General features: G+C 46.4%; 26 protein-coding genes. 13 read left to right on the top strand and 13 right to left on the bottom strand.

Annotation, left to right across the window (positions count from 1 at the left end; genetic code table 11):
- Positions 1-36 precede the first annotated feature (36 nt).
- Together J8Z23_RS14985 and aspA are read right to left on the bottom strand one after the other, a co-directional pair.
- Positions 37-1344 (bottom strand): anaerobic C4-dicarboxylate transporter, encoded by a 1308-nt coding sequence (locus tag J8Z23_RS14985; RefSeq protein WP_005382378.1) that lies wholly within the window; start codon positions 1342-1344, stop codon positions 37-39.
- A 175-nt stretch (positions 1345-1519) separates the two neighbouring features.
- Positions 1520-2971, bottom strand: a complete 1452-nt coding sequence (gene aspA / locus J8Z23_RS14980; RefSeq protein ID WP_005397540.1) for an aspartate ammonia-lyase — start codon at positions 2969-2971, stop codon at positions 1520-1522.
- Positions 2972-3401: 430 nt separating this feature from the next.
- On the opposite strand from aspA, the gene J8Z23_RS14975 reads away from it, so the two are divergent.
- The gene (locus tag J8Z23_RS14975) at positions 3402-3920 is read left to right on the top strand and encodes an FxsA family protein (RefSeq protein ID WP_005397539.1); all 519 of its coding nucleotides are present in this window, start codon (positions 3402-3404) and stop codon (positions 3918-3920) included.
- Positions 3921-3989: 69 nt separating this feature from the next.
- Here J8Z23_RS14975 and trmL read toward each other — a convergent pair whose 3' ends face one another.
- The 4 genes from trmL to J8Z23_RS14955 form a co-directional block, all read right to left on the bottom strand.
- Positions 3990-4469: a tRNA (uridine(34)/cytosine(34)/5-carboxymethylaminomethyluridine(34)-2'-O)-methyltransferase TrmL gene (gene trmL / locus J8Z23_RS14970; protein WP_005382381.1), complete on the bottom strand. Its 480-nt coding sequence runs from the start codon at positions 4467-4469 to the stop codon at positions 3990-3992.
- A 136-nt stretch (positions 4470-4605) separates the two neighbouring features.
- Positions 4606-5214 (bottom strand): superoxide dismutase, encoded by a 609-nt coding sequence (locus J8Z23_RS14965; RefSeq protein WP_301579767.1) that lies wholly within the window; start codon positions 5212-5214, stop codon positions 4606-4608.
- Between the two features lie 176 nt (positions 5215-5390).
- Positions 5391-6785 (bottom strand): envelope stress sensor histidine kinase CpxA, encoded by a 1395-nt coding sequence (gene cpxA, locus J8Z23_RS14960; RefSeq protein ID WP_434634135.1) that lies wholly within the window; start codon positions 6783-6785, stop codon positions 5391-5393.
- Positions 6785-7474 (bottom strand): response regulator, encoded by a 690-nt coding sequence (locus J8Z23_RS14955; protein WP_005397534.1) that lies wholly within the window; start codon positions 7472-7474, stop codon positions 6785-6787. The genes cpxA and J8Z23_RS14955 overlap by 1 nt, the downstream gene beginning before the upstream one ends.
- 190 nt (positions 7475-7664) lie before the next feature.
- Between J8Z23_RS14955 and J8Z23_RS14950 the strand changes: the two genes are divergently transcribed.
- The 3 genes from J8Z23_RS14950 to pfkA all read left to right on the top strand — a co-directional run bounded on the left by J8Z23_RS14950 (position 7665) and on the right by pfkA (position 10444).
- Complete coding sequence (locus J8Z23_RS14950; RefSeq protein WP_005397532.1) at positions 7665-8177, top strand: CpxP family protein; 513 nt, start codon at positions 7665-7667, stop codon at positions 8175-8177.
- A gap of 111 nt (positions 8178-8288) precedes the next feature.
- Positions 8289-9197, top strand: coding sequence for a CDF family cation-efflux transporter FieF (fieF, locus tag J8Z23_RS14945; RefSeq protein WP_005397530.1), 909 nt, complete (start codon positions 8289-8291; stop codon positions 9195-9197).
- A gap of 284 nt (positions 9198-9481) precedes the next feature.
- Positions 9482-10444, top strand: a complete 963-nt coding sequence (pfkA, locus tag J8Z23_RS14940) for a 6-phosphofructokinase (RefSeq protein ID WP_005397529.1) — start codon at positions 9482-9484, stop codon at positions 10442-10444.
- Between the two features lie 102 nt (positions 10445-10546).
- On the opposite strand, the gene J8Z23_RS14935 is transcribed toward pfkA, so the two are convergent.
- Entirely contained in the window at positions 10547-11929 is a 1383-nt protein-coding gene (locus tag J8Z23_RS14935; RefSeq protein ID WP_434634131.1) for an MATE family efflux transporter, read from the bottom strand.
- A 240-nt stretch (positions 11930-12169) separates the two neighbouring features.
- Between J8Z23_RS14935 and J8Z23_RS14930 the strand changes: the two genes are divergently transcribed.
- The 3 genes from J8Z23_RS14930 (at position 12170) to J8Z23_RS14920 (ending at position 15064) form a co-directional block, all read left to right on the top strand.
- A complete protein-coding gene (locus J8Z23_RS14930) occupies positions 12170-12460 on the top strand; it encodes a co-chaperone GroES (protein ID WP_005381516.1) in 291 nt (96 codons plus the stop codon).
- 77 nt (positions 12461-12537) lie between these two features.
- On the top strand, positions 12538-14184 hold the full coding sequence (gene groL / locus J8Z23_RS14925; RefSeq protein ID WP_005381509.1) for a chaperonin GroEL: 1647 nt from the start codon (positions 12538-12540) through the stop codon (positions 14182-14184).
- Positions 14185-14500: 316 nt separating this feature from the next.
- Positions 14501-15064 (top strand): VC2662 family protein, encoded by a 564-nt coding sequence (locus J8Z23_RS14920; protein WP_005395435.1) that lies wholly within the window; start codon positions 14501-14503, stop codon positions 15062-15064.
- 99 nt (positions 15065-15163) lie between these two features.
- Here the strand turns inward: J8Z23_RS14920 and J8Z23_RS14915 are convergent, their stop codons facing one another.
- Both J8Z23_RS14915 and epmB read right to left on the bottom strand, forming a co-directional pair.
- Positions 15164-15661 (bottom strand): MgtC/SapB family protein, encoded by a 498-nt coding sequence (locus J8Z23_RS14915; protein ID WP_005395427.1) that lies wholly within the window; start codon positions 15659-15661, stop codon positions 15164-15166.
- Between the two features lie 95 nt (positions 15662-15756).
- On the bottom strand, positions 15757-16779 hold the full coding sequence (gene epmB / locus J8Z23_RS14910) for an EF-P beta-lysylation protein EpmB (protein ID WP_005381502.1): 1023 nt from the start codon (positions 16777-16779) through the stop codon (positions 15757-15759).
- A 32-nt stretch (positions 16780-16811) separates the two neighbouring features.
- Here epmB and efp point away from each other — a divergent pair, with 32 nt between their 5' ends.
- Together efp and J8Z23_RS14900 are read left to right on the top strand one after the other, a co-directional pair.
- The gene (gene efp / locus J8Z23_RS14905; RefSeq protein WP_005395425.1) at positions 16812-17378 is read left to right on the top strand and encodes an elongation factor P; all 567 of its coding nucleotides are present in this window, start codon (positions 16812-16814) and stop codon (positions 17376-17378) included.
- A gap of 265 nt (positions 17379-17643) precedes the next feature.
- Positions 17644-19047, top strand: a complete 1404-nt coding sequence (locus J8Z23_RS14900) for an SPFH domain-containing protein (protein WP_005395423.1) — start codon at positions 17644-17646, stop codon at positions 19045-19047.
- 100 nt (positions 19048-19147) lie between these two features.
- Here the strand turns inward: J8Z23_RS14900 and frdD are convergent, their stop codons facing one another.
- From frdD to frdA, 4 genes are read right to left on the bottom strand one after another with little or no spacing between them, the layout of a single operon-like run.
- On the bottom strand, positions 19148-19525 hold the full coding sequence (frdD, locus tag J8Z23_RS14895) for a fumarate reductase subunit FrdD (protein WP_005395421.1): 378 nt from the start codon (positions 19523-19525) through the stop codon (positions 19148-19150).
- Positions 19526-19535: 10 nt separating this feature from the next.
- Positions 19536-19919 carry a fumarate reductase subunit FrdC gene (gene frdC, locus J8Z23_RS14890; protein ID WP_005395419.1) on the bottom strand — a complete coding sequence of 128 codons (384 nt, stop codon included), beginning with the start codon at positions 19917-19919 and terminating at the stop codon, positions 19536-19538.
- 2 nt (positions 19920-19921) lie between these two features.
- Positions 19922-20680 carry a succinate dehydrogenase/fumarate reductase iron-sulfur subunit gene (locus J8Z23_RS14885; protein WP_005381489.1) on the bottom strand — a complete coding sequence of 253 codons (759 nt, stop codon included), beginning with the start codon at positions 20678-20680 and terminating at the stop codon, positions 19922-19924.
- Entirely contained in the window at positions 20680-22479 is a 1800-nt protein-coding gene (gene frdA / locus J8Z23_RS14880) for a fumarate reductase (quinol) flavoprotein subunit (protein WP_047010259.1), read from the bottom strand. Before frdA ends, J8Z23_RS14885 begins: the two co-directional genes overlap by 1 nt.
- Before the next feature lie 435 nt (positions 22480-22914).
- Between frdA and epmA the strand changes: the two genes are divergently transcribed.
- The 4 genes from epmA to J8Z23_RS14860 all read left to right on the top strand — a co-directional run bounded on the left by epmA (position 22915) and on the right by J8Z23_RS14860 (position 26028).
- Positions 22915-23886, top strand: a complete 972-nt coding sequence (epmA, locus tag J8Z23_RS14875) for an elongation factor P--(R)-beta-lysine ligase (RefSeq protein ID WP_434634123.1) — start codon at positions 22915-22917, stop codon at positions 23884-23886.
- A 9-nt stretch (positions 23887-23895) separates the two neighbouring features.
- Complete coding sequence (locus J8Z23_RS14870) at positions 23896-24270, top strand: VanZ family protein (RefSeq protein WP_012841329.1); 375 nt, start codon at positions 23896-23898, stop codon at positions 24268-24270.
- 21 nt (positions 24271-24291) lie between these two features.
- On the top strand, positions 24292-24927 hold the full coding sequence (locus J8Z23_RS14865) for a TetR/AcrR family transcriptional regulator (protein ID WP_005395413.1): 636 nt from the start codon (positions 24292-24294) through the stop codon (positions 24925-24927).
- Positions 24928-25071: 144 nt separating this feature from the next.
- Entirely contained in the window at positions 25072-26028 is a 957-nt protein-coding gene (locus J8Z23_RS14860) for a DHH family phosphoesterase (protein WP_434634120.1), read from the top strand.
- The last annotated feature ends 25 nt before the right edge of the window (positions 26029-26053 follow it).

The following is a 26053-nucleotide window of genomic DNA, read 5'->3' as shown; positions in this document are numbered from 1 at the left end:
GGGAGCCGAAGCTCCCCGAGTAAGACTCTGTTTCCACTAGATCAGTAGACCACCGAATGCGAAGCCAAGTGCTACCGCAGATGCAATGGTTACCACACCAGGTACGAAGAACGGGTGATTAAATACGTATTTACCGATACGCGTCGAACCCGTGTCATCCATCTCAACCGCCGCAAGTAGCGTTGGGTAAGTTGGCAGTACGAATAGCGCACTTACTGCTGCGAAAGACGCAACGGCGGTTAGTGGTGCTACACCGATAGCAAGTGCTGCTGGCATTAGCGCAACCGTGGTTGCACCTTGAGAGTAAAGCAGCATAGACGCGAAGAATAGAACAAGTGCTAGCATCCATGGATAGTCTGCTAGTAGCGCACCAGCCACTTCTTTGATGCCGTCAACGTGCGCGTTAACGAAGGTAGAACCTAGCCATGCCACACCAAGAACACACACACACGCTGTCATACCAGAGCGGAATGTTGCTGCGGCTGGGATTTTGCCAGCGTCGATTTTACAGCTCATTACGATAGCTGCCGCGGCTGCTAGCATTACCGTCATGATAGCTTCGTTACGACCTAGAGCAGGGTTCTCGATAAGGCCAACAGAGCCAGAAATTGCTGCTGCGTAACACACTACGAATGCGATTGCGCCTAGGAAGATGAAGGTAGCTTTCTTCGCTGTTGGTAGGATTTCGCGTTTTGCTTCTGTATTTAGCTTGATTAAGCCTTTTTCTAGACGCTCTTGGTATTCAGCATCGTCTTTTAGCTCACAGCCCATGAAGTTCGCCACGAACGCACCGATCATGCACGCGATGAACGTCGTTGGGATACAGATTGCTAGTAGTGTTAGGTAGTCAACGCCAAATGGGTGCAGCATTGCCGCAAACGCTACAACAGCCGCTGAGATTGGCGAGGCAGTGATCGCGATTTGCGATGCGACAACCGCAATAGACAGAGGACGAGAAGGGCGCACACCTTGACCTTTCGCGACTTCTGCAATTACTGGCAAAGTAGAGAATGCCGTGTGGCCAGTACCCGCCATTAATGTCATTAGGTAAGTTACGATAGGCGCATAAAAGGTGATGCGCTCAGGATGCTTGCGCAAAAAGTTTTCAGCAACTTGCACCATCCAGTCTAAACCACCAGCCACTTGCATTGCTGCGATGGCCGTGATGACCGACATGATGATCAAAATTACGTCAACTGGAATGTAAGCTTGGCTTGTTGGTACGCCCAAGATCAAAGACAACGCAATGACCCCAGCACCACCGGCAAAACCAATGCCGATACCACCGATTCTTGCCCCCAAATAGATGAAGAGCAGAACCACGAAGAGTTCGACCATGACCATATTGATACCTCTTTAGTTTTTATTTGATTCTGATTTTTTGAACACTCAGGAACAGGAGTAAATGCTCAGAGAATTAGAACCCAGTGGCCTAATGGCAATAAAAGCATATAAAAAATGTGGTTAACCGTATGAGAGCCTAAAAAAGGGGCCTGAGTGGCCCCCTTCGAATTAGTTATTACTCGTAGCGTTTCGCTTTGTAAGTAGGATGCATGAAGTTTTCTACTGACAAGATTTCATCAAGCTCTTCTGCGGTTAGCAGACCGCGCTCTAGCACAACTTCGCGAACACTCTTACCGGTTTCCGCACAAATCTTACCTACGATGTCACCTTCGTGGTGGCCGATGTATGGGTTTAGGTAAGTGACGATACCGATTGAGTTGTAAACGTAGTTTTCACAAGTCTCTTTATTGACTGTGATGCCGTCGATACATTTATCACGTAGGTTCACACACGCATTGTGTAGTAGAGAGATAGACTCAAACATGCTTTGTGCGATAACTGGTTCCATTACGTTTAGCTGTAGCTGACCGCCTTCTGCTGCGAAAGAAACCGTGTTGTCGTTACCTAGAACTTTAAAGCAAACTTGGTTTACTACTTCTGGGATAACTGGGTTTACTTTTGCTGGCATGATTGAAGAACCTGCTTGCATTTCAGGTAGGTTCAATTCATTTAGACCTGCGCGAGGGCCAGAAGAAAGTAGACGAAGGTCGTTACAGATCTTCGATAGTTTCACCGCTAGACGTTTTAGTGCACTGTGCGTCATTACGTATGCGCCACAGTCAGAAGTCGCTTCGATAAGGTCTTCTGCCGCTACAACGTCAAGGCCTGTTACTTCCGCTAGGTGTTTTACTGCAAGGGCTTGGTAGCCAGTCGGTGTATTTAGACCTGTACCGATTGCGGTTGCGCCTAGGTTGATTTCTAGGAGTAGTTTAGAGGTGTAATCTAGAGCACGAATCTCTTCGTTTAGTGTTACTGCCCAAGCGTGGAACTCTTGACCTACAGTCATCGGTACCGCGTCTTGTAGCTGAGTACGACCCATTTTCAGTACATCTTTAAACTCAATTGCTTTAAGTTCGAATGCGCCTTTTAGGTACTCAATTGCTTCCATTAGTTTGTGTACGCTGTTGTAAACCGCGATACGGAAACCCGTTGGGTACGCACAGTTGGTTGATTGGCTCTTGTTTACGTGGTCATTTGGGTTAACAAATTCGTATTGACCTTTCTCTTTACCCATTAGCTCAAGCGCAACGTTTGCGATCACTTCGTTCGTGTTCATGTTCACTGAAGTGCCCGCACCACCTTGGAATACGTCTGATGGGAACTGATCCATGCACTTGCCAGTTTCTAGGATCAAATCACACGCTTCGATGATGTAGTTTGCAACGTCTTTTGGAATCGCACCAAGTTCTTTGTTTGCCAACGCCGCTGCTTTTTTGGTCATTACCATGCCGCGTACAAATTCTGGTACGTCAGAGATGGTCATATTAGAGATGTTGAAGTTCTCGATCGCACGTAGCGTATGAATACCGTAGTACGCATCTGCAGGGACATGACGTTGACCTAATAGATCTTCTTCAATACGAGTGGCTGGGTTTGCTGTTTTTGGAGCATCAGATAGGGTAGCCATAGCAGGATCCTTAGATGATAATTCTGATAATAAAGTTATTTATTAGCCATTTCTGCAATCTAGAATCCATTCATCAGAATTTTTGGCTGGAAAATCCGTCCTGACTTATGTGGCACATGATACTGCACCTAGCGCATAAAAATAGTAACTAGATCACCTTTTTCGTTTTTCATGAGTCAATAATTTGCAAAGTATGAACGGGTTATTAATAACCCTTTATGGGTACTCGATTTTCCTCGACAAACATGGGTTTTTAGAGTTCGAAATTAGCACTTTAAAAGCACGAAAAAATCGGTATGCAATTGAATGAAACACTCCACTACCGCTTTTTCTGAGTAAGAAGAGACCAGTATGAACACGCTTTTTTACAACGATTCGTTTGAGCTTAGTCCGCTTTTACCATTACACTGAATTAAACAAAGGAGGGCGTGTGTTTCCTATCTTATTATTGGCGTTTATTTTTGTCCCGATCATTGAAATCGGCTTATTTATTCAGGTGGGCGGCTTTTTAGGTTTGTGGCCGACTATCGCATTAGTATTAATCACGGCATTTGTCGGTGCATCGTTGGTGCGCAGCCAAGGCATCCAAACTCTGATGTCTGTGCAGGGGCGTCTGGAACAAGGTGAAATTCCAGCACAGCAAATTTTTGAAGGCGTAATGCTAGCGGTGGCTGGCGTGCTGCTGTTAACACCGGGCTTTATGACCGATGCTCTTGGTATGCTGGTGTTGCTTCCTGCTCCACGCGCCGCGATTGCCAAATACTTGATGAGTAAAATGGTGGTGAAAACCATGCATGGTGGTGGCTTCCAAGGTGGTTTCTCTAACCAAGGGCCATTTGAGCAAGACCCGTTCCGCCGTGACCCATTTGATTCCCAGTCAGACGATGGCAATACCTTTGAAGGGGAATACGAGCGTAAAGACGATGATGATCGCAACAAGCTCAACTGATTGAGTCAGAGAGTAAAGAAAACAAAAGGGCGCACGAGCGCCCTTTTTTGTGTCTGAAAATCGTGGTGCTTACAACGCGCCTTCAAACCCCATTTGACGCCATGCTTCAAAAGCAATGATCGCAACGGCGTTCGAAAGGTTTAGGCTGCGCGCATCTGGCATCATTGGAATGCGGATACGCTGCTCCATTGGCAAGCTATCGATGATTTCAGCAGGCAAGCCACGAGTTTCTGGACCAAACATCAATACGTCACCTGCTTGGTATTGTGCATCAACGTGGTGACCTGTGGTTTTGGTGGTGCAGGCAAACAATCGGTAGTTACCTTGTTTCTCTTTCTCTAAATATTCTAAGAATGCTTGATAGTTCTTATGACGCGTTACGCGAGCTAAATCATGGTAATCCAAACCAGCGCGGCGGACTTTCTTCTCTTCAAGATCGAAACCCAGAGGTTCAATTAAGTGAAGGTTTGCACCGCAGTTGGCACAAAGTCGAATGATGTTGCCGGTGTTCGGCGCGATTTCTGGTTCGTATAAAGCGATATCAAACATGGTATTGAAATAGAGTTGGTCAAATAGAGGGGCAGTATATACCCAAGTCACCAAGATATGCGAGATTCAGCAAGATTGACCTGGGTATGAGAGCAGGCATTAGCGCGGACGTTAATACCGTAAGTATCGATGCTCTTTATAATAGAGCGTGAGCGTAATTTTCTTCAACCGCTCGCCAGTTGACGACGTTCCACCATGCGTCAATGTATTCTGGACGACGGTTTTGGTAGCTGATGTAATACGCGTGCTCCCACACGTCAAGAGCGAGAATTGGCTCGCCGCGTACATCCACTACGTCCATCAGAGGGTTATCTTGATTGCTGGTGGACGTAATGTGAATCTCACCATCTTTTACGATCAGCCATGCAAAGCCAGACCCAAAGGTATTAATCGCGGCTTGGGCAAACGCTTCTTTAAATTGCGCAAAGCTACCAAATTTATCGTTAATTGCCTGAGCAAGTGCGCCTTGAGGCTCACCGCCACCGTTTGGAGACATGCAATTCCAATAAATGATGTGGTTGTAGTAGCCGCCGCCATTATTACGCACTGCAGAGCTGAGCTTAGAGATATTGTCAAAGATCTCGTCTAGCGACTGAGTTTCGAGCTCGCTCCCTTCAACGGCACTTACGAACTTATCGAAATAAGTCTTGTGATGTTTGCTGTAGTGCACTTCCATGGTTTTCGCGTCGATGTACGGCTCTAGTGAATCGTACGGGTAAGGCAGAGCGGGAAATGTATGTGACATAGTAAATCCTCCTTAATTGGAAAATTCACTTTAATGCTAACGATAATTATTATCAACTTTGATCTTTGTAAGGGTATTCGAAGGCGTTCCCACCCAATTTCTAAAGTGAAGATGAAGCCGTGAATCTCTCACTCTAGAAATAGGGTGTGGCTTACTGTTAGCTCATCGGCTTGAAGTTAACGATTGATAGGTAAGGTGATACTCATGCGCAATCCGCCTAACGGACTTCGACTGGCGACGATCGTTCCACTGTGCTGGCGGATGGCACTTTCGGTAATGGTTAGGCCGAGACCCGTGCCGCCGGAGTGGCGATCGCGGGCCGTTGAAACGCGATAGAACGGACGAAAAATCGCGGCTAATTCTTCTTCAGGAACGCCCTCGCCATTGTCATCAACCGTGATATGCAGCGTATCATCATCGGCCTTGATGTCGATTTGCACCTCATCTTTCCCGTAATAAATGGCGTTACGAACGATGTTTTCCACCGCACTCATCAGCAGTTTAGGATTGCCGGAGATACTTCGTTTTGGCAGTTCAGAATAGTGTAGGTGCTTACCCATTTGCTCAGCTTCAAACTGCGCATCTTTAATGATCTCTTCCCACAAACTTTCCAGTGGCTGCGTTTCGCGAGTCATATGGCTGTTCGCCTGCATGCGAGACAGTTCAAGCAATTCGCTGATCATCTGTTCCAGGCGCTGCGCTTCGGTATCGATACGAGTCAGTTCTGGGCTTTCGCCTTGTTTACGCGTTGCTAATGCGCTTGCCATGCGTAGACGAGTTAAAGGTGAGCGCAGCTCGTGAGAGATATCGGATAGCAGGCGTTGTTGTCCTGAAATCATTTGATTAACCGCCTCGACCATCTGGTTGAAGCTGCTGCCAGCCTGACGAAACTCTGCCGTGCCTTTTTCTAAATTTGGGTCTGTGACAAATTCGCCTTTCGCCACACGTTGAGCGGCGGCTTCAAGACGACGCGCTGGCTGACTTAGTGCCCAGGCAAGCCATAACAGCAATGGTGTACTAACCAGCATGACCGCGAGCAACAGCTGGAATGGGTGATCAAACAGACGCAAGAGTAGTGGTGGTGGCTCATTCCACTTGAAGCCCACATACATCAAGATATCGGAGCCAGCCAAAGTTATCGGGATTGGACCTGCAATCATGTATCGACCATACAGTTTCTGCTTTGGCTGGTTGTAATCTTCGATACTGGTGACAAAGTTTTGCATGGCACGTAATTGGAAATTACTGCGTTTTTCTGTCGTAAGAACATTACCGCTGTAGTCAGAAAAAAATACGCGCGGACGAGGGTCATGCTTACCGTGACGGTTACCCTCGATACGAAATAGTATTCGACCTAAATCAGTTTGCTGACGGTATTTTTGTTGGATTGCGTCACGCATTTCTACCATACGTTTATAGTGCTCTTCTGGAATGTCGCGAGCTTTGCGAGGGTCCAAATGTGGCAGTGATAGCACGGCTATCAACACCAATAACATAGTGAACCAAAAAATGGCAAAGATGCGTCCATACAAGCTATTGATGTTTGGCAGTTTGATGCGTGATAGGCGCATTAATCCTCCTCAAGCAGCATATAGCCACGACCACGCAGGGTTTTGATTCGCGGCTTGCCATTGCTCTGATCTGGTAATTTTTTACGTAAGTTCGAAACATGCATATCGATCGCGCGATCAAAAGCGGCGAGTCGTTTACCAAGCACATCTAGGCTCAATGTCTCTTTAGTTAGCACTTGTCCTGGGTTTTGCACAAAGTGGGTCAACAGAGCAAACTCGGTTGCTGTGAGATCGAGCAACTGTTGATCGCAGTATGCTTCTTGTTTACCTGGGTAAAGACGGAGCTCTTGATACTCAATGCAATCGCTGTTTTTGGTGTTTTTCTGTGTGCTGCTGGTACGGCGTAAGATCGCACGAATACGTGCTAACAGTTCACGGTCGCTAAAAGGTTTCGGTAAATAATCATCCGCGCCTAGCTCTAAACCGATCACGCGGTCAATTTCTTCCCCTTTAGCGGTCAGCATCAAGACAGGAGTTTCCCAGTTTTCACGCAAGCGTTTAAGGGTTTCCATGCCATTTAGCTTCGGCATCATGACATCCAACAAAATCAAATCAATCTTATCATTGACCGCAGCTAAGCCTGCTTCGCCATCATTTGCTTCGCTGACGTCAAATCCTTCGAAACTGAGTACTTCTTTTAATAAGCTGGTTAGCTCGATATCGTCATCAATTAAAAGAATGTTTGCCATGGGGGCACCTATAGTAAGTTACCGATAGCTTAATATTACATTGGAATGATGTGCTGCGAAGAGGGTAAAAATCACTCTTTACGATTCTTTACGCTCCCTATACGTCGCTTTACCTAGTGGGTCGTATTCTATACTCAAGCGCTGTGAGAACAGCTCAGAAGAATCACTCACCTGTGTAAGGAATCAAATTATGAAATCTGCAAAAAAACTTGTGTTAGCTGCTGTTGTTCTACCTCTTACTCTCGGCGCAGCAAGCGCATTCGCTTACGGTGGTAAAAACCATCATCAAGGCCCGCGTGATGAATGTGGCATGGGAATGGACCGCGGCATTATGCGTGATTTGAATTTGACGGATGCTCAAAAAGATCAGCTTAAGTCTTTCCGTGAAGCAAACCGCGCACAGATGAAAGGCAAATATTCTGAAAATCGCGAAGCTCGTATGGCTGAGCGACAAGCACACCACGCAAAAATGCAGTCACTCTTACTAGCGGATAGTTTTGATGAAGCACAAGCGACCGCATTAGCAAAGGAAATGGTTGAACGCCAAACTGAGCACCGTGTGCAAATGCTAGAAAGAAAGCACCAAATGCTGAGCGTATTAACGCCAGAACAAAAAGCAGAGTTTGTGAAGTTGCAAAATGAACGCATGCAAGAGTGTGGCGACAGAATGCATAAGCGCATGGAAAAATACCGCAATAATTAAGTCATGAATTGATGTTATATAAAGAGGCAGCCATTGGTTGCCTCTTTTTGATCTGGTTATTTCATGGGCATTCAATATACTCAACGTATGGTTTGAGTTAACTCTTTGATTATGAAACAGCAATATGCACGTTTAGTGACGACCGCAGCTTGGACTGCAACTATTGTGGCGACTCTTCTCTTGATTGTAAAAGTCATCACGTGGTGGGTGACCGGCTCAGTTAGCCTATTGGCATCACTGATCGACTCAATGTTGGATATCGCCGCGTCGGTGGTAAATCTCGTTGTTGTCCGTTATGCCTTACAACCAGCAGATCGCGAACATACGTTTGGGCATGGTAAAGCTGAGTCTTTAGCGGCCTTGGCTCAGGCGATGTTTATTTCGGGGTCGGCGGTGTTTTTGATCCTGAACGGGATTGACCGATTTTTCCGCCCACACGCACTGCATGCGCCGGAGCTCGGTGTTTATGTATCGCTGTTTGCGATAGTGGTCACACTTGGCTTGGTGATGTTCCAAAAACATGTGGTACGCGTGACAGGGAGCCAAGCAATCGCGGCGGATTCTCTGCATTATCAGACTGATTTGTATATGAACGCTGCGATCATGGTGGCTCTGGGACTCAGCTACTTTGGCGTGACGCAAGCGGATGCGGTGTTTGCGATTGGCATTGGTGTCTTCATTCTTTACAGCGCCTTCAAAATGGTCAGCGAAGCGATTCAGACGTTATTAGACCGAAAGCTGCCGGATTCCGAATTGGAGCAAATCCGTAATGAATGTTTGAATGTGAAAGGGGTTCTTGGGGTTCATCAACTGCGCACCCGCATGTCAGGGCCGACACGCTTTATTCAGTTGCACTTGGAGCTAGACGATAACTTACGTTTAATCGAAGCGCACTATATTGCCGATAAAGTTGAGGAAAACCTTTTAGCTTTGTTTCCTGATGCGGATGTTTTGATCCATCAAGATCCATTGTCTGTCGTTTTTGGGCCAGAGAAAGAGCAAAAAGCGCAAGATTGGTAGGGCTCGAAAAATCCATAAGTGCCTGACGACAAACAGGCACTTATTGACTATCTTTCCATCAATACTTATTAAGATTCGTGATCCTGATGTGAATCAACAAAGTTTCATAGAGAAACTGTAATACTCTTACATAAGTAGAAAAGTTACATAAAAAAGTGCGTTTTCATTGGTAATCCTGTAGAGGAAATGTAACATAACGCACAGTTCTGGATTATGCAGGTTGCTTGGTAACAAGGGGCCTAAAAGAAAATTAAATAATTGATTGCCAAAGATCGAGGGTGAGCATGATTAAGAAGATCGGTGTTTTAACAAGTGGCGGTGACGCACCTGGTATGAACGCGGCGATACGCGGCGTAGTACGTACAGCACTATCCGAGGGATTGGAAGTATTCGGTGTGTACGACGGCTACCTAGGCCTATACGAAGGCCGCATCGAGAAGCTAGATCGTTCTAGCGTTTCAGATGTGATCAACAAAGGTGGTACGTTCCTAGGTTCTGCACGTTTCCCTGAATTTAAAGAAGTGGAAGTGCGTGAAAAAGCGATTGAGAACCTGAAAAAGCATGGTATCGATGCACTAGTCGTGATCGGTGGTGACGGTTCGTACATGGGTGCGAAGAAACTGACTGAAATGGGTTACCCATGTATCGGTCTACCAGGCACAATCGACAACGATATCGCTGGTACTGACTACACAGTGGGCTACCTAAGTGCACTAAACACAGTTATCGATGCGATCGACCGTCTACGTGATACTTCTTCATCTCACCAACGTATTTCAATTGTAGAAATCATGGGTCGTCACTGTGGTGACCTAACTCTGATGTCTGCAATCGCGGGTGGTTGTGAGTACATCATCACACCAGAAACTGGTCTAGACAAAGACAAGCTGATCAGCAACATCCAAGACGGCATCGCAAAAGGTAAGAAACACGCAATCATCGCGTTGACTGAGCTAATGATGGATGCCAATGAACTGGCTCGTGACATCGAAGCGGCGACAGGTCGTGAAACTCGTGCAACAGTACTTGGTCACATCCAACGTGGTGGTCGTCCAACGGCATTTGACCGCGTACTAGCATCTCGTATGGGTAACTACGCTGTTCACCTATTGATCGAAGGTCATGGTGGTCGTTGTGTCGGTATCGTGAAAGAGCAACTTGTTCACCACGACATCATCGACGCGATCGAAAACATGAAGCGTCCAGTACGCAACGATCTATACAAAGTTGCTGAAGAACTGTTCTAAGCAAGTTTGAAATAGATAAAGAAAAACCGCGGTTTTCCGCGGTTTTTTTGTATTTGAGTATCAGCAAAAGGAAGTGACGCATCGGACAGAATCGACAAAATCTTACGAAGCGCTGCTCTGTTCAATGAGCGTCAATTTACGTTCGCGCAGTGCAAACATATAGCCAAGTAGGCCACCTAACGTATTCCCCACAGCGATACCTATAAACAAGCCTTCAATACTGTAAATCTGGCTTCCGATCCATGCTGATGGCAGGGTAAACACGAACAGACGCATAAAGCTCCATTGAAATGCTCGTAATGGTTTGTGCATCGCATTCAAACCACTGATTAACATCATCACAATGCCTTGAAAACCATAACTGAACGGCACCACAAGCAGGTAATGCCACAGCAGATTTTTTACCGCTTCTTCCTGCGAGAATAACGCCGCTAGAGGAATACTCAATGGCACCATCATCAAGAAGATAAACCCTTGGAACACGACCGCAAAACGCATGCTGATAAATAAGCCGGAAAAGGCGCGTTGAGGGTTTTTCGCCCCTAAGTTTTGTGCCATGAATGGCGTGAGTGCTGAGGTCAGAGACATCAAGACTAGGATCAAAATAGACTCAATACGCTGCGCCGCACCGTAAGCCGCAACTGCTGCCGTACCGTGGTTGGATAACAGCATCATCAGAATGGCACCGGACAATGGATTCATCGCGTTCGACAGTGCGGCAGGAGTGCCGATTTTTAAAGTTTGCTGCCAATCTTGTTTCAGCAAGGACCATTGGGGTTGAGCGAGCAACTTTTCGCGTTTAACTAGCACATAGAATGAGCCACATAGTGCACCTAACCAGCTAAAAGCACTGGCTATTGCCGCCCCTTGGATGCCAAGCTCGGGGAATGGGCCAAGTCCGAAGATCAGTAGTGGATCGAGCATGCCGTTAATCAAGCCCGCCAACATCATGATTTTGGCAGGTGTTTTTGTATCCCCAGATGCTCGTATCGCGCTATTGCCCGCCATTGGGATCACCAACAATGGAATGGTGGGATACCACACCTGCATGTACTCTTCGATGAGTGGAATTAGGTCGTCGGCTGCGCCAAGAAAGCGGAACAGTGGTGCAATAGTGGCAAAGCCAATCGAAGAGGCGATAGCCACGAGTAACACCGCTAACAACAAACCGTGGGTGGTAAACCGAGCGGCTTGTGGGGCGTGACCTTGTCCAAGTAAGCGACCAATATTGGTCGATAGACCCATCCCTATCCCCATCGTGATGCAGTTAACCGCAAAGGTTACAGGGAAGGTGTAGCTGATCGCCGCTAGCGCTTGAGTACCAAGCAACGAGATAAAAAACGTGTCCACCAAGTTAAACATCAAAATCGCGATCATGCCCATGGTCATGGGGACGGTCATTTTCCGCAGCGTTTCAGGAATGGGTGCGGTCAACAAACCATGCTTATCGGTCGCTTGGGGTTCCAGCTTGTTATTTTCCTGCATGTATGACAACTATGTGGTGAGCAAACTGCAAGGATACAAGAAAGCGAGATGCTGGGCGAGTGAGCATTTCGAACGCAAACCGTTGCTTAGTTGTTCGTTATTTTAACTAAGTCACAAAAATTTTGTGCCACCCCCTTGGGATCGCTGCTTCGACCCCTTATATAGGGATCACGTGTCTGGGGCTACAGTCCCTAAGGACAATTATCAAATAAACATGGAAATTTTCAGGAGAGACGACCGATGAACATTCGTCCATTACATGACCGAGTTATCGTTGAACGTAAAGAAGTTGAATCTAAGTCTGCTGGTGGCATCGTTCTGACTGGTTCTGCTGCAGAAAAATCAACTCGCGGTGTTGTTCTAGCTGTGGGTAAAGGCCGCATCCTAGAAAACGGCACAGTACTGCCGCTGGACGTTAAAGTTGGTGATACTGTTATCTTCGCTGAAGGTTACGGTACAAAAACTGAAAAAATCGACGGTAAAGAAGTGCTTGTCATGTCTGAAAACGACATCATGGCGATCGTTGAATAATAGCAATCATTGAGTAATTTTTTGCTCAGATTCAATTACGAAATTACACACAAAGAATTTTAGAAAGGAAATCAAAGATGGCTGCTAAAGACGTTAAATTTGGTAATGACGCACGAGTAAAAATGCTAGAGGGTGTAAACGTTCTGGCTGACGCAGTAAAAGTAACACTGGGTCCTAAAGGACGTAATGTCGTTCTAGACAAATCTTTTGGTGCACCGACTATCACGAAAGATGGTGTATCAGTAGCGCGTGAAATTGAACTGGAAGATAAATTCCAGAACATGGGCGCACAAATGGTTAAAGAAGTTGCGTCTAAAGCAAACGACGCGGCAGGTGACGGTACAACAACAGCAACAGTACTAGCACAATCTATCGTAAACGAAGGTCTAAAAGCAGTCGCAGCGGGTATGAACCCAATGGACCTTAAGCGCGGTATCGACAAAGCAGTAGCAGCAGCAGTAGAGCAACTAAAAGAGCTTTCTGTTGAATGTAACGACACGAAAGCGATCGCACAGGTTGGTACTATCTCTGCAAACTCAGACGCAAGCGTAGGTAACATCATTGCTGAAGCAATGGAGCGTGTGGGCCGTGATGGCGTTATCACTGTTGAAGAAGGTCAGGCGCTACAAGATGAGCTAGACGTAGTAGAAGGTATGCAGTTCGACCGCGGTTACCTATCTCCTTACTTCATCAACAACCAAGAATCAGGCAGTGTTGATCTAGAAAACCCATTCATTCTGCTAGTTGATAAGAAGATCTCAAACATTCGTGAACTTCTTCCAACGCTAGAAGCTGTAGCGAAAGCGTCTCGTCCACTGCTTATCATCGCAGAAGATGTAGAAGGCGAAGCGCTAGCAACATTGGTTGTCAACAACATGCGTGGCATCGTGAAAGTTGCAGCAGTGAAAGCACCTGGCTTCGGTGACCGTCGTAAAGCAATGCTACAAGACATCGCTATCCTAACTGGCGGTACTGTGATTTCTGAAGAAATCGGTCTAGAGCTTGAAAAAGTAGCACTAGAAGATCTAGGTCAAGCGAAGCGTGTTTCTATCACGAAAGAAAACACGACTATCATCGATGGTATCGGTGAAGAAGAGATGATCTCTGGCCGCGTAGCTCAAATTCGTCAACAAATCGAAGACGCAACTTCAGACTACGACAAAGAGAAACTACAAGAGCGCGTAGCGAAACTGGCTGGCGGTGTTGCAGTAATCAAAGTTGGTGCAGCAACTGAAGTTGAAATGAAAGAGAAGAAAGACCGTGTAGAAGATGCGCTAGCCGCAACTCGTGCAGCGGTTGAAGAAGGTGTTGTTGCTGGTGGTGGTGTTGCACTTATCCGCGCGGCATCTAAGATTGCTCACCTAACGGGTGACAACGAAGAGCAAAACGTTGGTATCCGCGTTGCACTACGTGCAATGGAAGCGCCAATCCGTCAAATCACGAAGAACGCAGGTGAGGAAGACTCAGTGGTTGCGAACAACGTGAAAGCGGGTGAAGGCTCTTACGGTTACAACGCGGCAACAGGCGAATACGGCGACATGCTAGAGATGGGTATTCTAGACCCAACGAAAGTAACTCGTTCTGCGCTACAGTTCGCAGCATCGGTTGCGGGTCTGATGATCACGACTGAAGCAATGGTTACTGACCTACCGCAAAAAGACGCACCAGCGATGCCTGACATGGGCGGCATGGGTGGCATGGGCGGTATGGGTGGAATGATGTAAGCCAGCTTATCTCTTTGCTCTAAGGGAATCCTTATAGCGGAAAGATAACCGACCAAACCTTTAAAAGTCGAGGCATTTGCCTCGACTTTTTTATGTGCGTTATCCGAGAAATATAGCATTCTGATGTGGCTTCGATTGTGAGAGGCGAGTTCAAGAAATGTCAGTGGAAAAACATGAAAATAGAAGCGATAAAATTTTTTCTTTTGAGTCAGATGGTTAAATCTGACCTACCGCTAACACTTTTTGAACGTGGATAGCGCAAAATCTGAACATTACACTATGTTGTAAATTGTTGCTTCCCATCATGGAGATGAAAATGAAAAAGCTTATGACGTCATTGGCGGTTGCAGCCGCTATCGCATCACCAGTTGCTCTTGCTGACAGTACACCTGTGATGTTCTCTACTATCGACAACACAAACGCACCTTCTAACTCGTCAGTTGGTGGTGTTCGTTTAGCCGTGTTGCATGGACAGGTGAATGAGGTTAAAGGTGTCGACTTTTCACTGCTTGGTATGTCAGAAACGGATCGTACGACAGGTGTGAACTTCGGTCTGTTTTTTGGTGCAGCAAAGGTAAACCAAGAAATGAAAGGTGCGTCTTTAGGCTTAGTTAACTGGAACCAAGGTCAGACGACGGGTGTTAACTTGGGTGCTGTCAACATTACGAACAATGTAAAAGGCTTGAACTGGAGCGCGGTGAACTATTCTGAAGGCTACACCATGGCGGATGTAGGCTTAGCGAGTATCTCTAAAAAGTCTAACTTCCAGTTTGGCTTCTTCAACATGACCGATCAAATTGATGGCGTACAAATTGGTCTTTTGAACTGTGCGGATAACGGTTTCTTCAAGTGTTTCCCACTCATCAACTTCGCTAAATAATCCCTGAGCAAGTCAGAATCTTTAGATACCGAAAGCCCTCGATATTCGTCGAGGGCTTTTTAATTACTGATGGGGTGAAGCGAGTTATCGGCGCGTTAACTATTTAATTAAGCGGGATGAGGTTTTGCGTTGTTGAATTCTTTGGTGAACCCCTCGGCGCAATGCTTTGATGTGGTTTTCTGCTTTATCCACGCCCAGCAACACCGTTAAAGCCAGTAGGGTAATGACCACCGACTGCGTTAAATAACCCAAACCGATCATCAACCCTAATCCTGCCAGTACCCAAATAACCGCTGCGGATGTTACGCCGTGGATTTTTCCATCGAGTGTCATCATCACCCCTGCCCCCAAGAAGCCGACGCCAGTAATAATCTGACCAAGCACGCGTGCTTGATCGAGTGTATTTGGCGATAACGATACTGCCATCGACATAAACAGGTAAGTGCCTGAAATAATAAGAATTGCCGTGCGAATGCCAACAGGTTTACCACGAGTTTGGCGTTCGATACCGATCATTAGCCCATTAATGGCACAGCATAGTAGGGCAGGCCAGCTGAATGGGCCAAGATCGAAAATTTGTTCGAGTGCTGTATGCATCTTGACCTCCAAAAGAGCGGAGTATGCATAGACTTACCGTGCAAAGCGAACAAAAAGGAACGGTCGTGACGACAAATTTAATTGAGCGTCAGGACCTATTCTAAATGCAAATCCAATGGCGTTTTACTTGGCCTGCCACCAATTTCTCGTGTCAGTTTTGGTACCAGATAACCCGATACACGCGTGATGAGTCCACGCATAATGGCTTTTGCTTCTTCGTCCGAAATAAAGTAGTGCGCCGCGCCTTGCACCTTATCAAGCACGTGGAGGTAATAAGGCAAGATACCCGCGTCAAATAAGGCTTCACTTAACGCCACTTGAGCTTCTACCGAATCATTCACGCCTTTCAGCAGAACGCCTTGGTTTAGAAGCGTAACGCCTGCTCTTTTGAGCTTGAACATCTGTTCAGCAAATTCGTCATTGATTTCGTTGGCATGGTTGATGTGAGTCACGAGGATGATTTGCAACCTTGATGCTTGCAGCAGTTGGCATAGTTCATCAGTGACTCGAGCGGGAATCACCACAGGTAAACGGCTATGAATACGCAGACGTTTGATGTGAGGTATGTGAGCAATGTGCTCTAAAAGCCAATGAATCTCATCGTCTTTTGCCATTAATGGGTCACCACCAGAGAAGATGACTTCGTTCAACTCTGGTTGCTGCGCCATGTACTCTAAGCACTTTGTCCATGCTTGTTTCCCGCTTTTATTTTCTTGATAAGGGAAGTGACGACGAAAACAGTAACGGCAATTTACCGCGCAGCCACCTTTGACGATCATTAAGGCGCGGTTGCGATACTTGTGTAGCAGACCAGGGACTTCATTATCCTGCTCTTCTAACGGATCGTTGGAATAGCCCGGATGTACTTCAAATTCGTCACTTAATGGTAAAACCTGACGTAAAAGAGGGTCTTTAGGGTTGCCTTTCTCCATCCTATCGACAAAACTTTGCGGTACACGCTGTGCAAACAGCTTGCGCGCGGCAAACCCGTCTTGCCACGGTGAAGGATCAATTTCCAGTATTTCGAGCAATTTTGCAGGATCAGAGATCCCATTCGCCAACTGTTTGAGCCAGTTTTGCTCAACAGATTCGACTTTTCGGGTTATTATGTGCGGCATTGAATTTAGCTCTAAGAATGTAAGAGGAAAAAATGGCTACAGTTAGCACCAATGAATTTAAAGGCGGTCTTAAGTTAATGCTTGATAACGAGCCTTGTGTAATTCTGGAAAACGAATACGTTAAACCAGGTAAAGGCCAAGCGTTCAACCGCGTTAAAATTCGTAAACTTCTTTCTGGTAAAGTGCTAGAGAAAACATTCAAGTCTGGTGACACTTGTGAAGTGGCAGACGTAATGGATATCGACCTAGATTATCTATATTCAGACGGCGAATTCTACCACTTTATGAACAGTGAAACGTTTGAACAGATCGCAGCAGACGCAAAAGCGGTAGGTGACAACGCTAAGTGGTTGGTAGAAAACAACACTTGTATGATCACACTTTGGAACGGTAACCCAATTACTGTTACTCCACCAAACTTCGTTGAGCTAGAAGTGGTAGACACAGATCCAGGCCTGAAAGGTGATACTCAAGGTACTGGCGGTAAACCAGCTACGCTATCAACTGGCGCTGTTGTTCGTGTTCCTCTGTTCATCTCAATTGGTGAAGTGATTCGCGTTGATACTCGTACGGCTGAATACGTAGGCCGTGTGAAGTAAGCACTTTAGATTGATTGTTTGAAAGGTCGCTTCGGCGGCCTTTTTTATTGCCTGTAATTCTCTCTTGAATGTCCCTGCATAGAAAATCGATATCCTCCGCAAATTTTCGATGATTTTGTATTATTCGTAAAAATCTTATTTATTTCATGAATCTGTCGATTATTCCTTAATGTAACATTTTGATACATTAGTTCTTGTTGTTGAGTTGCATAGCAATCTGATTTTTATCGATTTAACTCAGTAACAATCCAAAAAGGAGAACAAAATGGAAAGCAGAGGCTTAGGAAGGGGTTTAAAGGTGGAAGAAAGACGTCAGTTACTACACAAAGGATTGAAAGCTGCGGTGTTTGGCGTACCGCTGTTGGCAATAGGCTTAACGATTAATAGCTCTGTGCTGATGACCGATGCAGGTTACAGCTACGTGCATCAGAACAATATCACTGGTGAGTTGGATGTGTTTACTGAACCTGGCATTCATTTTCGCATGCCATTTCTGTCCAAAATCACCAAGTATGACCAAGTGATCACTGTGTCATTCGGTAACAGCAAGGGCGAAGATTTTTATCAACGTCTTGATGCGATTCAGGTTCGATTTGCCGACACCTACATTGGTCAGATCCCCGTAACATTCCGCTTTAAGCTCAGTAATGACCCTGAAGCGGTGAAGAAAATGCACAAAGAGTTCCGCAACAACAGTAACTTGATCGATGCGCTGCTTGTAAAGAACGCACGTAACGTAACGGTGATTACCGCAACCCAATACACGGGTGAAGAGTTTTTCCAAGGTGGTTTGAACCAGTTCAAATCGAAACTTGGCGATCAGTTGCGAGAGGGGATTTATCTAACAGAGCGACGTCAGGTTGAAGTGGAAGAGTTGGATCTTGCGCCTGTTGGGGCGAATCAGGCCAATGCGAACCAATTACAGCGTACCAATCAACTGGTTTGGAAAACGGTGCCAGTTGTAGATAAAACCGGGCAACCAATTCGTCAAGACAACCCGTTACAACAATACGGCATTCAAGTGACGCAGGTGACCATTGGTGATCCACAGCCAGAAAAGCAGTTAGATCAGCTATTGGCGGATAAAAAGCGTTTAGTGGCGGATCGTATTCGCGCGATTCAGGAGCAAGAAACGTCAAAAGCACAAGCAGAGACCGAGCAGTTACGCAAAGAGATTCAACGAACACGTGAAGTGCAAGACGCTCAGCGTGGTAAAGAACTCGCTATTATTGCTCAGCAAAAAGAAGTGGAAGTTGCACGTCAGATTGCAGAGCGTGAAATCGTTGAAGTGGAAAAAACCAAACGACTTGCTGAAGTCGAGAAGGAGAAAGAGCTAGCTATCGCAGAGGCTAACTTAGCCATTCAAAAGGCGAACGCACTTTCTGCTGAGTTTGAAGCGAAAGCGATATTGGCGAAAGGTCGTGCAGAATCTGAAGTCCTAAAAGCGAAGTACTCGGCGTTAGGGGCAAACCGTGAAGTTTACTTGGCAGAGTTGAATCGAGACGTAGCGAACTCGTTGTACAACAACTTGCAAAACTTCCAAGTTCAGATGCCACAAAACTACATTGGTGGTAGCGAAGAAACGGGCTTGAAAACAAACCTAGATGTGATTACTGGTTTTGGTGCTCTGGGTCTTATGGACCAAACGAAGAAGGTCATACAGCAATAAGATCATGGGTGGTCAAAAGCTTAAAAAGCAAAAAGATCATGGGTAACCCAAAGCAATAAAAAAGCTGGCATAGAGCCAGCTTTTCTTTTTAGTCAGTATCTTAAATCATGAAGATAAAGATAACGGCTAGTGCAGTAATGAGGCCTGCAAATGCATAGCATGCAATTTTACCTATCACACCAGTGTGGAATTTAAGGTCGTGCATGCCGTGGTGTACACGGTGCATCGCATGCCACATTGGTAGAGCTAGGGTGCCAATGATGAATAGCGCACCGATGATACTGGTTGCGAATTCGGAGACACGCTCGTAGCTCATCGCTTCTGCATCAATCACGCCTAGTGGGACCAAGATACCCAGTACCAATACCGTGATTGGCGTAATCATAGCGAACCAAGTACCGCCAGCACCAAATAGACCCCACCAGATTGGCTCATCAGAACGTTTTGGTGATGTGTTTACACTATAATTCGGTTTCATGCTCAGCTCCTTACACCACGATGAGAACGATCAGTGAGATGAACGCAACCGCGGCCCACTGAGTCAATACGATGATTTTCTTGTCCACCAGTTTGCCTTTCAAACGAATTGGCATTACTTGTGGCATCATGCTGAAGAAAGTTTGAGCGTGGAATAGGCTACCTAGCAGCGCAACGATGTTGATTGCGACTACGATTGGGTTTGCCATAAAATCCAACCAACCTTGCCATGCTTCAGGGCCTTTCACCAAGCAACCTAAACCGAAAGTTAGGAACAGAGTGAATAGGATCAAAGGCAGCACAGTCGCTTCACGTAGCATGTAGAAGCGGTAGAAAGGATGGTTCTTCCACCAAGTGCGTTTTACTTCACGAACGTAAGGTTTACGATTGCTCATCCTTATGCCTCCACTTTCTTTGGTGAACCATCAGGTTTCAACATAGCAATCACGAAGTCCATAGAAGACTCCACTTTGCCTTGGTTTACTGCCGCTGCTGGGTCAACGTTCTTCGGACAAACTTCAGAACAGTAACCAACAAACGTACAACCCCAAGCACCGTTTTCACCGTTGATAAGCTTCATGCGCTCATCTTTACCGTTGTCACGGCTGTCTAGGTTGTAGCGGTGTGCTAGCGTTAGTGCCGCAGGACCGATGAACTCAGGGTTTAGACCAAACTGAGGACACGCCGCGTAGCATAGACCGCAGTTGATACAACCAGCGAACTGCTTGTATTTCGCCATTTGCTCTGGCGTTTGCAAGTTCGTACCGTCTTCTGGTTTACGGTCGTTACCAATGATGTATGGTTTGATCGCTTCAAGACGTTCGATGAACGGTGTCATATCAACAATCAAGTCTTTTTCGATTGGGAAGTTTGCTAGAGGCTCGATAGTCACACCGTCTGGGTAATCACGTAGGAAGCTCTTACAAGCAAGCTTCGGTACGTTGTTCACCATGATGCCGCAAGAACCACAGATCGCCATACGGCAAGACCAACGGTAAGACAGATCTTTGTCTAGGTGATCTTTAATGTAGCCCAGTGCGTCAAGCACAGACATGGTTTCATCGAATGGCACTTCGAATGTTTGCTTGTATGGTTCTGCATCTTTTTCTGGGTCATAACGCAGAATGTCTACTTTTTGAATGCGATTTGCTGACATTATGCTTGCTCCTCTGCGTTCTTCTCTTCAGCTGCGGCTTTTTCTGCTGCTTCACCGTATAGACGAGCTTTTGGTTGTGACTTAGTGATAGTCACATTGCTGTAATCGATACTTGGCGCTGAATCTGGTTTGTAGAAAGCAAGTGAGTGTTTTAGGAAGTTCACGTCATCACGTTCTGTACAACCGTCGTCCAGACGTTGGTGCGCACCGCGAGATTCTTTACGTAGAATCGCAGAGTGAACCATCGCTTCTGCGACTTCTAGGCCGTAACCCACTTCAATTGCGTACAGAAGATCAGTGTTAAACACTTTGCCTTTGTCTTTAATGCTGATGCGTTTGTAGCGTTCTTTTAGTTCGGTGATCTTGTTAATGGTTTCTTGCATCAAATCTTCTTGACGGTAGATACCACAACCCGCTTCCATGGTATGACCCATTTCAGTACGGATGTTTGCCCAGTTCTCATCACCTTCTTGGTTCATCAGTTTGGCGATGCGCTCTTCAACTGCTTTCACTTGAGCATCGATTGCAGACTCGTTCCAACCTTTGAATTCTTCAGCGCGTTTCACTGCGTTTTCACCCGCTACGCGACCAAATACCACAAACTCAGCCAGTGAGTTAGAACCTAGACGGTTTGCACCGTGAAGACCAACAGACGCACATTCACCAACCGCGAATAGACCTTTAATGCGAGTTTCACAGCCGCCGTTTGTCTCGATACCACCCATGGTATAGTGAACCGTTGGACGAATTGGAATTGGCTCTTTTGCAGGGTCTACGTTCACGTAAGCTTTTGCTAGCTCACAGATGAATGGTAGACGCTCTTGTAGGTACTCTTCACCTAGGTGGCGAAGGTCTAGGTGCACCACGTCACCCAGTGGGTGTTTGATGGTGTTGCCTTTCTGTTGTTCGTGCCAGAAAGCTTGAGAAACTTTGTCACGAGGACCCAGTTCCATGTATTTGTTCTTTGGTTGGCCAACTGGAGTTTCAGGGCCCATGCCGTAATCTTGTAGGTAACGGTAGCCGTTCTTGTTAACGATGATACCGCCTTCACCACGACAACCTTCCGTCATCAGGATACCTGTACCAGGAAGACCTGTTGGGTGGTATTGAACGAATTCCATATCACGTAGAGGAACGCCGTGACGGTAAGCCATTGCCATACCATCGCCCGTTACGATACCGCCATTGGTGTTACAGTGGTAAACACGACCCGCGCCACCTGTTGCTAGAACAACAGATTTTGCTTTGATAGTAACAAGCTCGCCTTCAGACATGTGAATAGCAATCAGACCTTGAACTTCGCCTTCATCAACAAGCAGATCCACCACAAAGTATTCATCAAAGCGTTTGATGTTGCTGTACTTCATGGATGTCTGGAATAGCGTATGAAGCATGTGGAAGCCAGTTTTATCTGCAGCGAACCAAGTACGTTCAACCTTCATACCACCAAAGCGGCGTACGTTGACTTCACCGTTCTCTTTGCGACTCCATGGGCAACCCCATTGCTCCATTTGGATCATTTCGCGAGTCGCGTTCTCTACAAAGTATTCAACAACGTCCTGTTCACATAGCCAGTCACCACCGCCAACAGTGTCGTTGAAGTGGTTGTCTAAGCTATCTTCATCCTTGATAACTGCTGCTGAGCCACCCTCTGCAGCGACCGTGTGGGAGCGCATTGGATAAACTTTAGAAATCAGAGCGACTTCTAAGTCTGGGTTTGCTTCAGCCGCTGCAATAGCAGTACGAAGACCAGCGCCGCCTGCGCCGATGACTGCGATATCTGTGGTGATAATTTGCACAGTTATCCTCCAGTGTGTGATTGCGGAAATCCGCTTGTTATTGTCATTACGAGGCACTCTTTAAAAAGAACTCCCCAAAAGTAGTAGGGTTAGTGTAGATGAGCCACATGGCAGAAAAATTGATGTAATTGGGTTTTTGCTTCGGTAATGCACTTAAGGGCATAGAATTTATAGGTTATGTGACTGCTATCACGGCATCGAGGTTTTGGCCCTCAAGCATTAACATTAGGGATGTTAAACCTGTGTTGCGTGACATTAACCGCATGGATAATAGGATTTTAACTGAGTGTTTTTTGTGCTGCGGCACGAGTAATACTTGCCTCAAATAGGCGAGCACGTTAGTAAAAAGAAGAAGGGATATTCCTCTCTTCTTGAAGAGTAAAAAGCATGTAGAATGAGACTTTCCTCGCTGAATTAAAGTTTGAGAGACTTGTTATGCAAACCAACTGGCAACCTACTGCTTCCATTGACCAACTTCGTCAACGTGCGACGTTAATCGCGTCGATTCGCCAATTCTTCGCTGATCGACAGGTGATGGAAGTCGACACGCCAGCCATGAGTCACGCAACCGTGACCGACATTCATTTGCATACTTTCCAAACCGAGTTTGTTGGCCCGGGTTACGCCGATGGTAGCAAGCTGTTCTTTATGACCAGCCCTGAATTCCACATGAAGCGCCTGCTGGCGGCTGGCAGCGGTTGTATTTATCAAATCAACAAAGCATTTCGTAACGAAGAAAATGGTCGTTACCACAATCCAGAATTCACGATGTTGGAGTGGTATCGCGTTGGCTTTGACCATCATAAATTGATGGATGAAATGGATGATCTGTTGCAACTGGTATTGAAGTGTGGCGCAGCGCAGCGCATGACGTATCAACAAGCCTTCATTGATGTGTTGGGTGTGTGCCCACTAGAAGGCTCGATGACGGAGCTGAAAGCGGCAGCAAGCAAGCTGGGTTTGAGTGACATTGCAGAGCCTGAAGAAGATCGCGATACGTTACTGCAATTGCTATTTAGCGTGGGAGTCGAACACAAAATTGGTCAGGATGTGCCTGCTTTTGTGTACGACTTCCCGGCATCACAGGCGGCGCTTGCGAAAATCAATCCTCAAGACCATCGTGTTGCGGATCGCTTTGAGGTGTATTTTAAGGGAATTGAGCTGGCAAATGGGTTCCATGAGCTCGATAACCCGAAAGAGCAACTGGCGCGTTTTGAGCAAGATAACGCGAAGCGTCTCGACATGGGTTTAAAACCGCAGCCAATCGACTATCATTTGATCTCCGCATTGGAGGCAGGGTTGCCAGATTGTGCGGGTGTTGCGTTAGGCATCGATCGTTTGATCATGCTAGCGCTCGGCTGTGACCACATTGATCAAGTGACGGCTTTTCCATTCCCAGTCGCATAAGGATATTCAATGAACTTGGCTGCTGCACGTTTGGTCATTCTCAGCTACGCAATACTGATCGCTTACTTATCGTTGAGCTCGGGCGAGTTGCAAGACTGGGGCAACATTGCGTATCTTGATAAAATGCAGCACGCCATGGCGTACAGCGGATTTGCGTTTTTAGGTTGCTTTTGCGTGTGGCGTTGGCGTCAGCGTTGGGCGGTGGCGATTAGTATCTTATTATTTAGTGCTGTCATCGAATGGCTACAAGGGTATGTCGGAAGACAAACCTCTTGGTTAGACCTTGTCGCCAACTCAACGGGTATTCTAACTGGTCTGTTATGTTACCGTATTTGGAGCCTCTATCGACCTAGGTTGGTGAAGTCGCTATACTCGATTCGTTAATGAAGAGGGAACACGATAACAATGAAAACGCGCGACAAAATCGTCTACGCGGCACTGGAGTTGTTCAACCAACATGGTGAACGCAACATCACCACCAATCACATTGCCGATCACATCGAAATTAGCCCAGGTAATCTGTATTACCACTTCCGTAATAAGCAAGAAATCGTTCGTGAGATCTTTGCGCTTTATTCAGCAGAACTTTTAGAAAGATTTACCCCTATTCAAGGCTCACAAGAAAGCCTGACTATGCTGAAGAGCTACCTAGATTCCATCTTTACGCTAATGTGGAAATACCGCTTTTTCTACGCGAATCTACCTGAGATCTTGTCACGAGATGAGCAGTTACATGAGCAGTACATCGATGTGCAAGAAAAGCTGCAAGCGAACCTCATTGCGATCATGCAAGAGTTTGTATCGCTGAAGCTGCTTAATGTTGATCAACAGCAGTTGAAGTCACTGGTGTGTACGTTGCATTTGATTGCGTGTAGCTGGTTGGCGTATCAATCTGCAATGGCTTCGAAAACCAGCATCACTGAGCAAATGGTGAAGCAAGGGATGTTGCAGATGCTTAATGTCGTTAAGCCATTAGCAACTGAGCAGGGGTTAGAGCAGCTACTGTTACTGGAAGATGCAGTCAGCAATCTACACAGTTAAACGTCAAACTGCTTAATATTTCGAGAGTCACTCTCATTTTCGAGTCGTGGCTCGAGTTGACTTGTCAAATATGCCACGCACAATAGTCCTCATACCGTTCAGCCCTCTCTGGGATATGACTTTCGATAAAGGAACTATCGCTCCATGAATTACGACATTTTTAATGGCGATGCTGATGGCATCATTGCGCTTCTACAATTACGCTTGGCTGATCCTATCGAGGCTCAGTTAATTACTGGTGTAAAGCGCCACATCAAGCTGATGGAAAAAGTAGACGTGCAAGCGGGTGATGAGCTAACGGTGTTAGACATTTCGATGGAAAAGAACATGGTAGGCCTAGAGCAAGCATTGGCTCAAGGCGCGCACGTGTTTTACGCCGATCACCATAAGGCGGGTGATATTCCTCAGCATGGCAACTTGGATGCGCACATCGATCTCGATGCCAATATGTGTACGGCGTTGATTGTCGATCAATTGCTAAATGGACGTTTTCACACATGGGCGATTACGGCGGCTTATGGCGATAACATGATCGCGAAAGCGGATGAATTGGCTGACAAGGTCGGATTGTCACACGAGCAGAAAGCGCAGCTTAAAGAGCTGGGCACTTTGATTAATTACAACGGTTACGGCTCGAAAGTGGATGACTTACATTTCCATCCAGCGGATTTGTACCAAGCCTTGCTGAAGTACACGTCGCCATTTGATGTAATTGAAGATAAAACTTCGCCTTACTACCAACTGCAGTCTGCTTACCAACAAGATATGGATGCCGCTCTGGCAGTGCCTGCCACGCATGAGAGCGGTAAGCTAAAGGTGTTCGAACTACCAAACACGGCCGCATCACGTCGAATCAGCGGTGTGTATGGCAACTGGCTGGCAAATCAAAACCCAGATTCTGCTCATGCAGTACTCACCGAAAATGCAGATGGCACTTACACGGTCTCTCTACGTGCCCCGTTGAACAACAAACAAGGCGCCGTTGCCGTTTGTGGGCAGTTTCCAACTGGTGGCGGCCGAGAAGCGGCGGCAGGCATCAACGCCTTAAGTAAAGATGATGTAAGTGCTTTTATTGATGCGGTAGAAACGTACTACGCATAGCATTTGCCAAAATATGAATACAAAA

The sequence above is a fragment of the Vibrio sp. SCSIO 43086 genome, assembly GCF_051132235.1.
GTDB classification, from domain to species: Bacteria; Pseudomonadota; Gammaproteobacteria; order Enterobacterales; family Vibrionaceae; genus Vibrio; species Vibrio diabolicus.
This window is presented reverse-complemented; position numbering and strand designations above follow the sequence as displayed.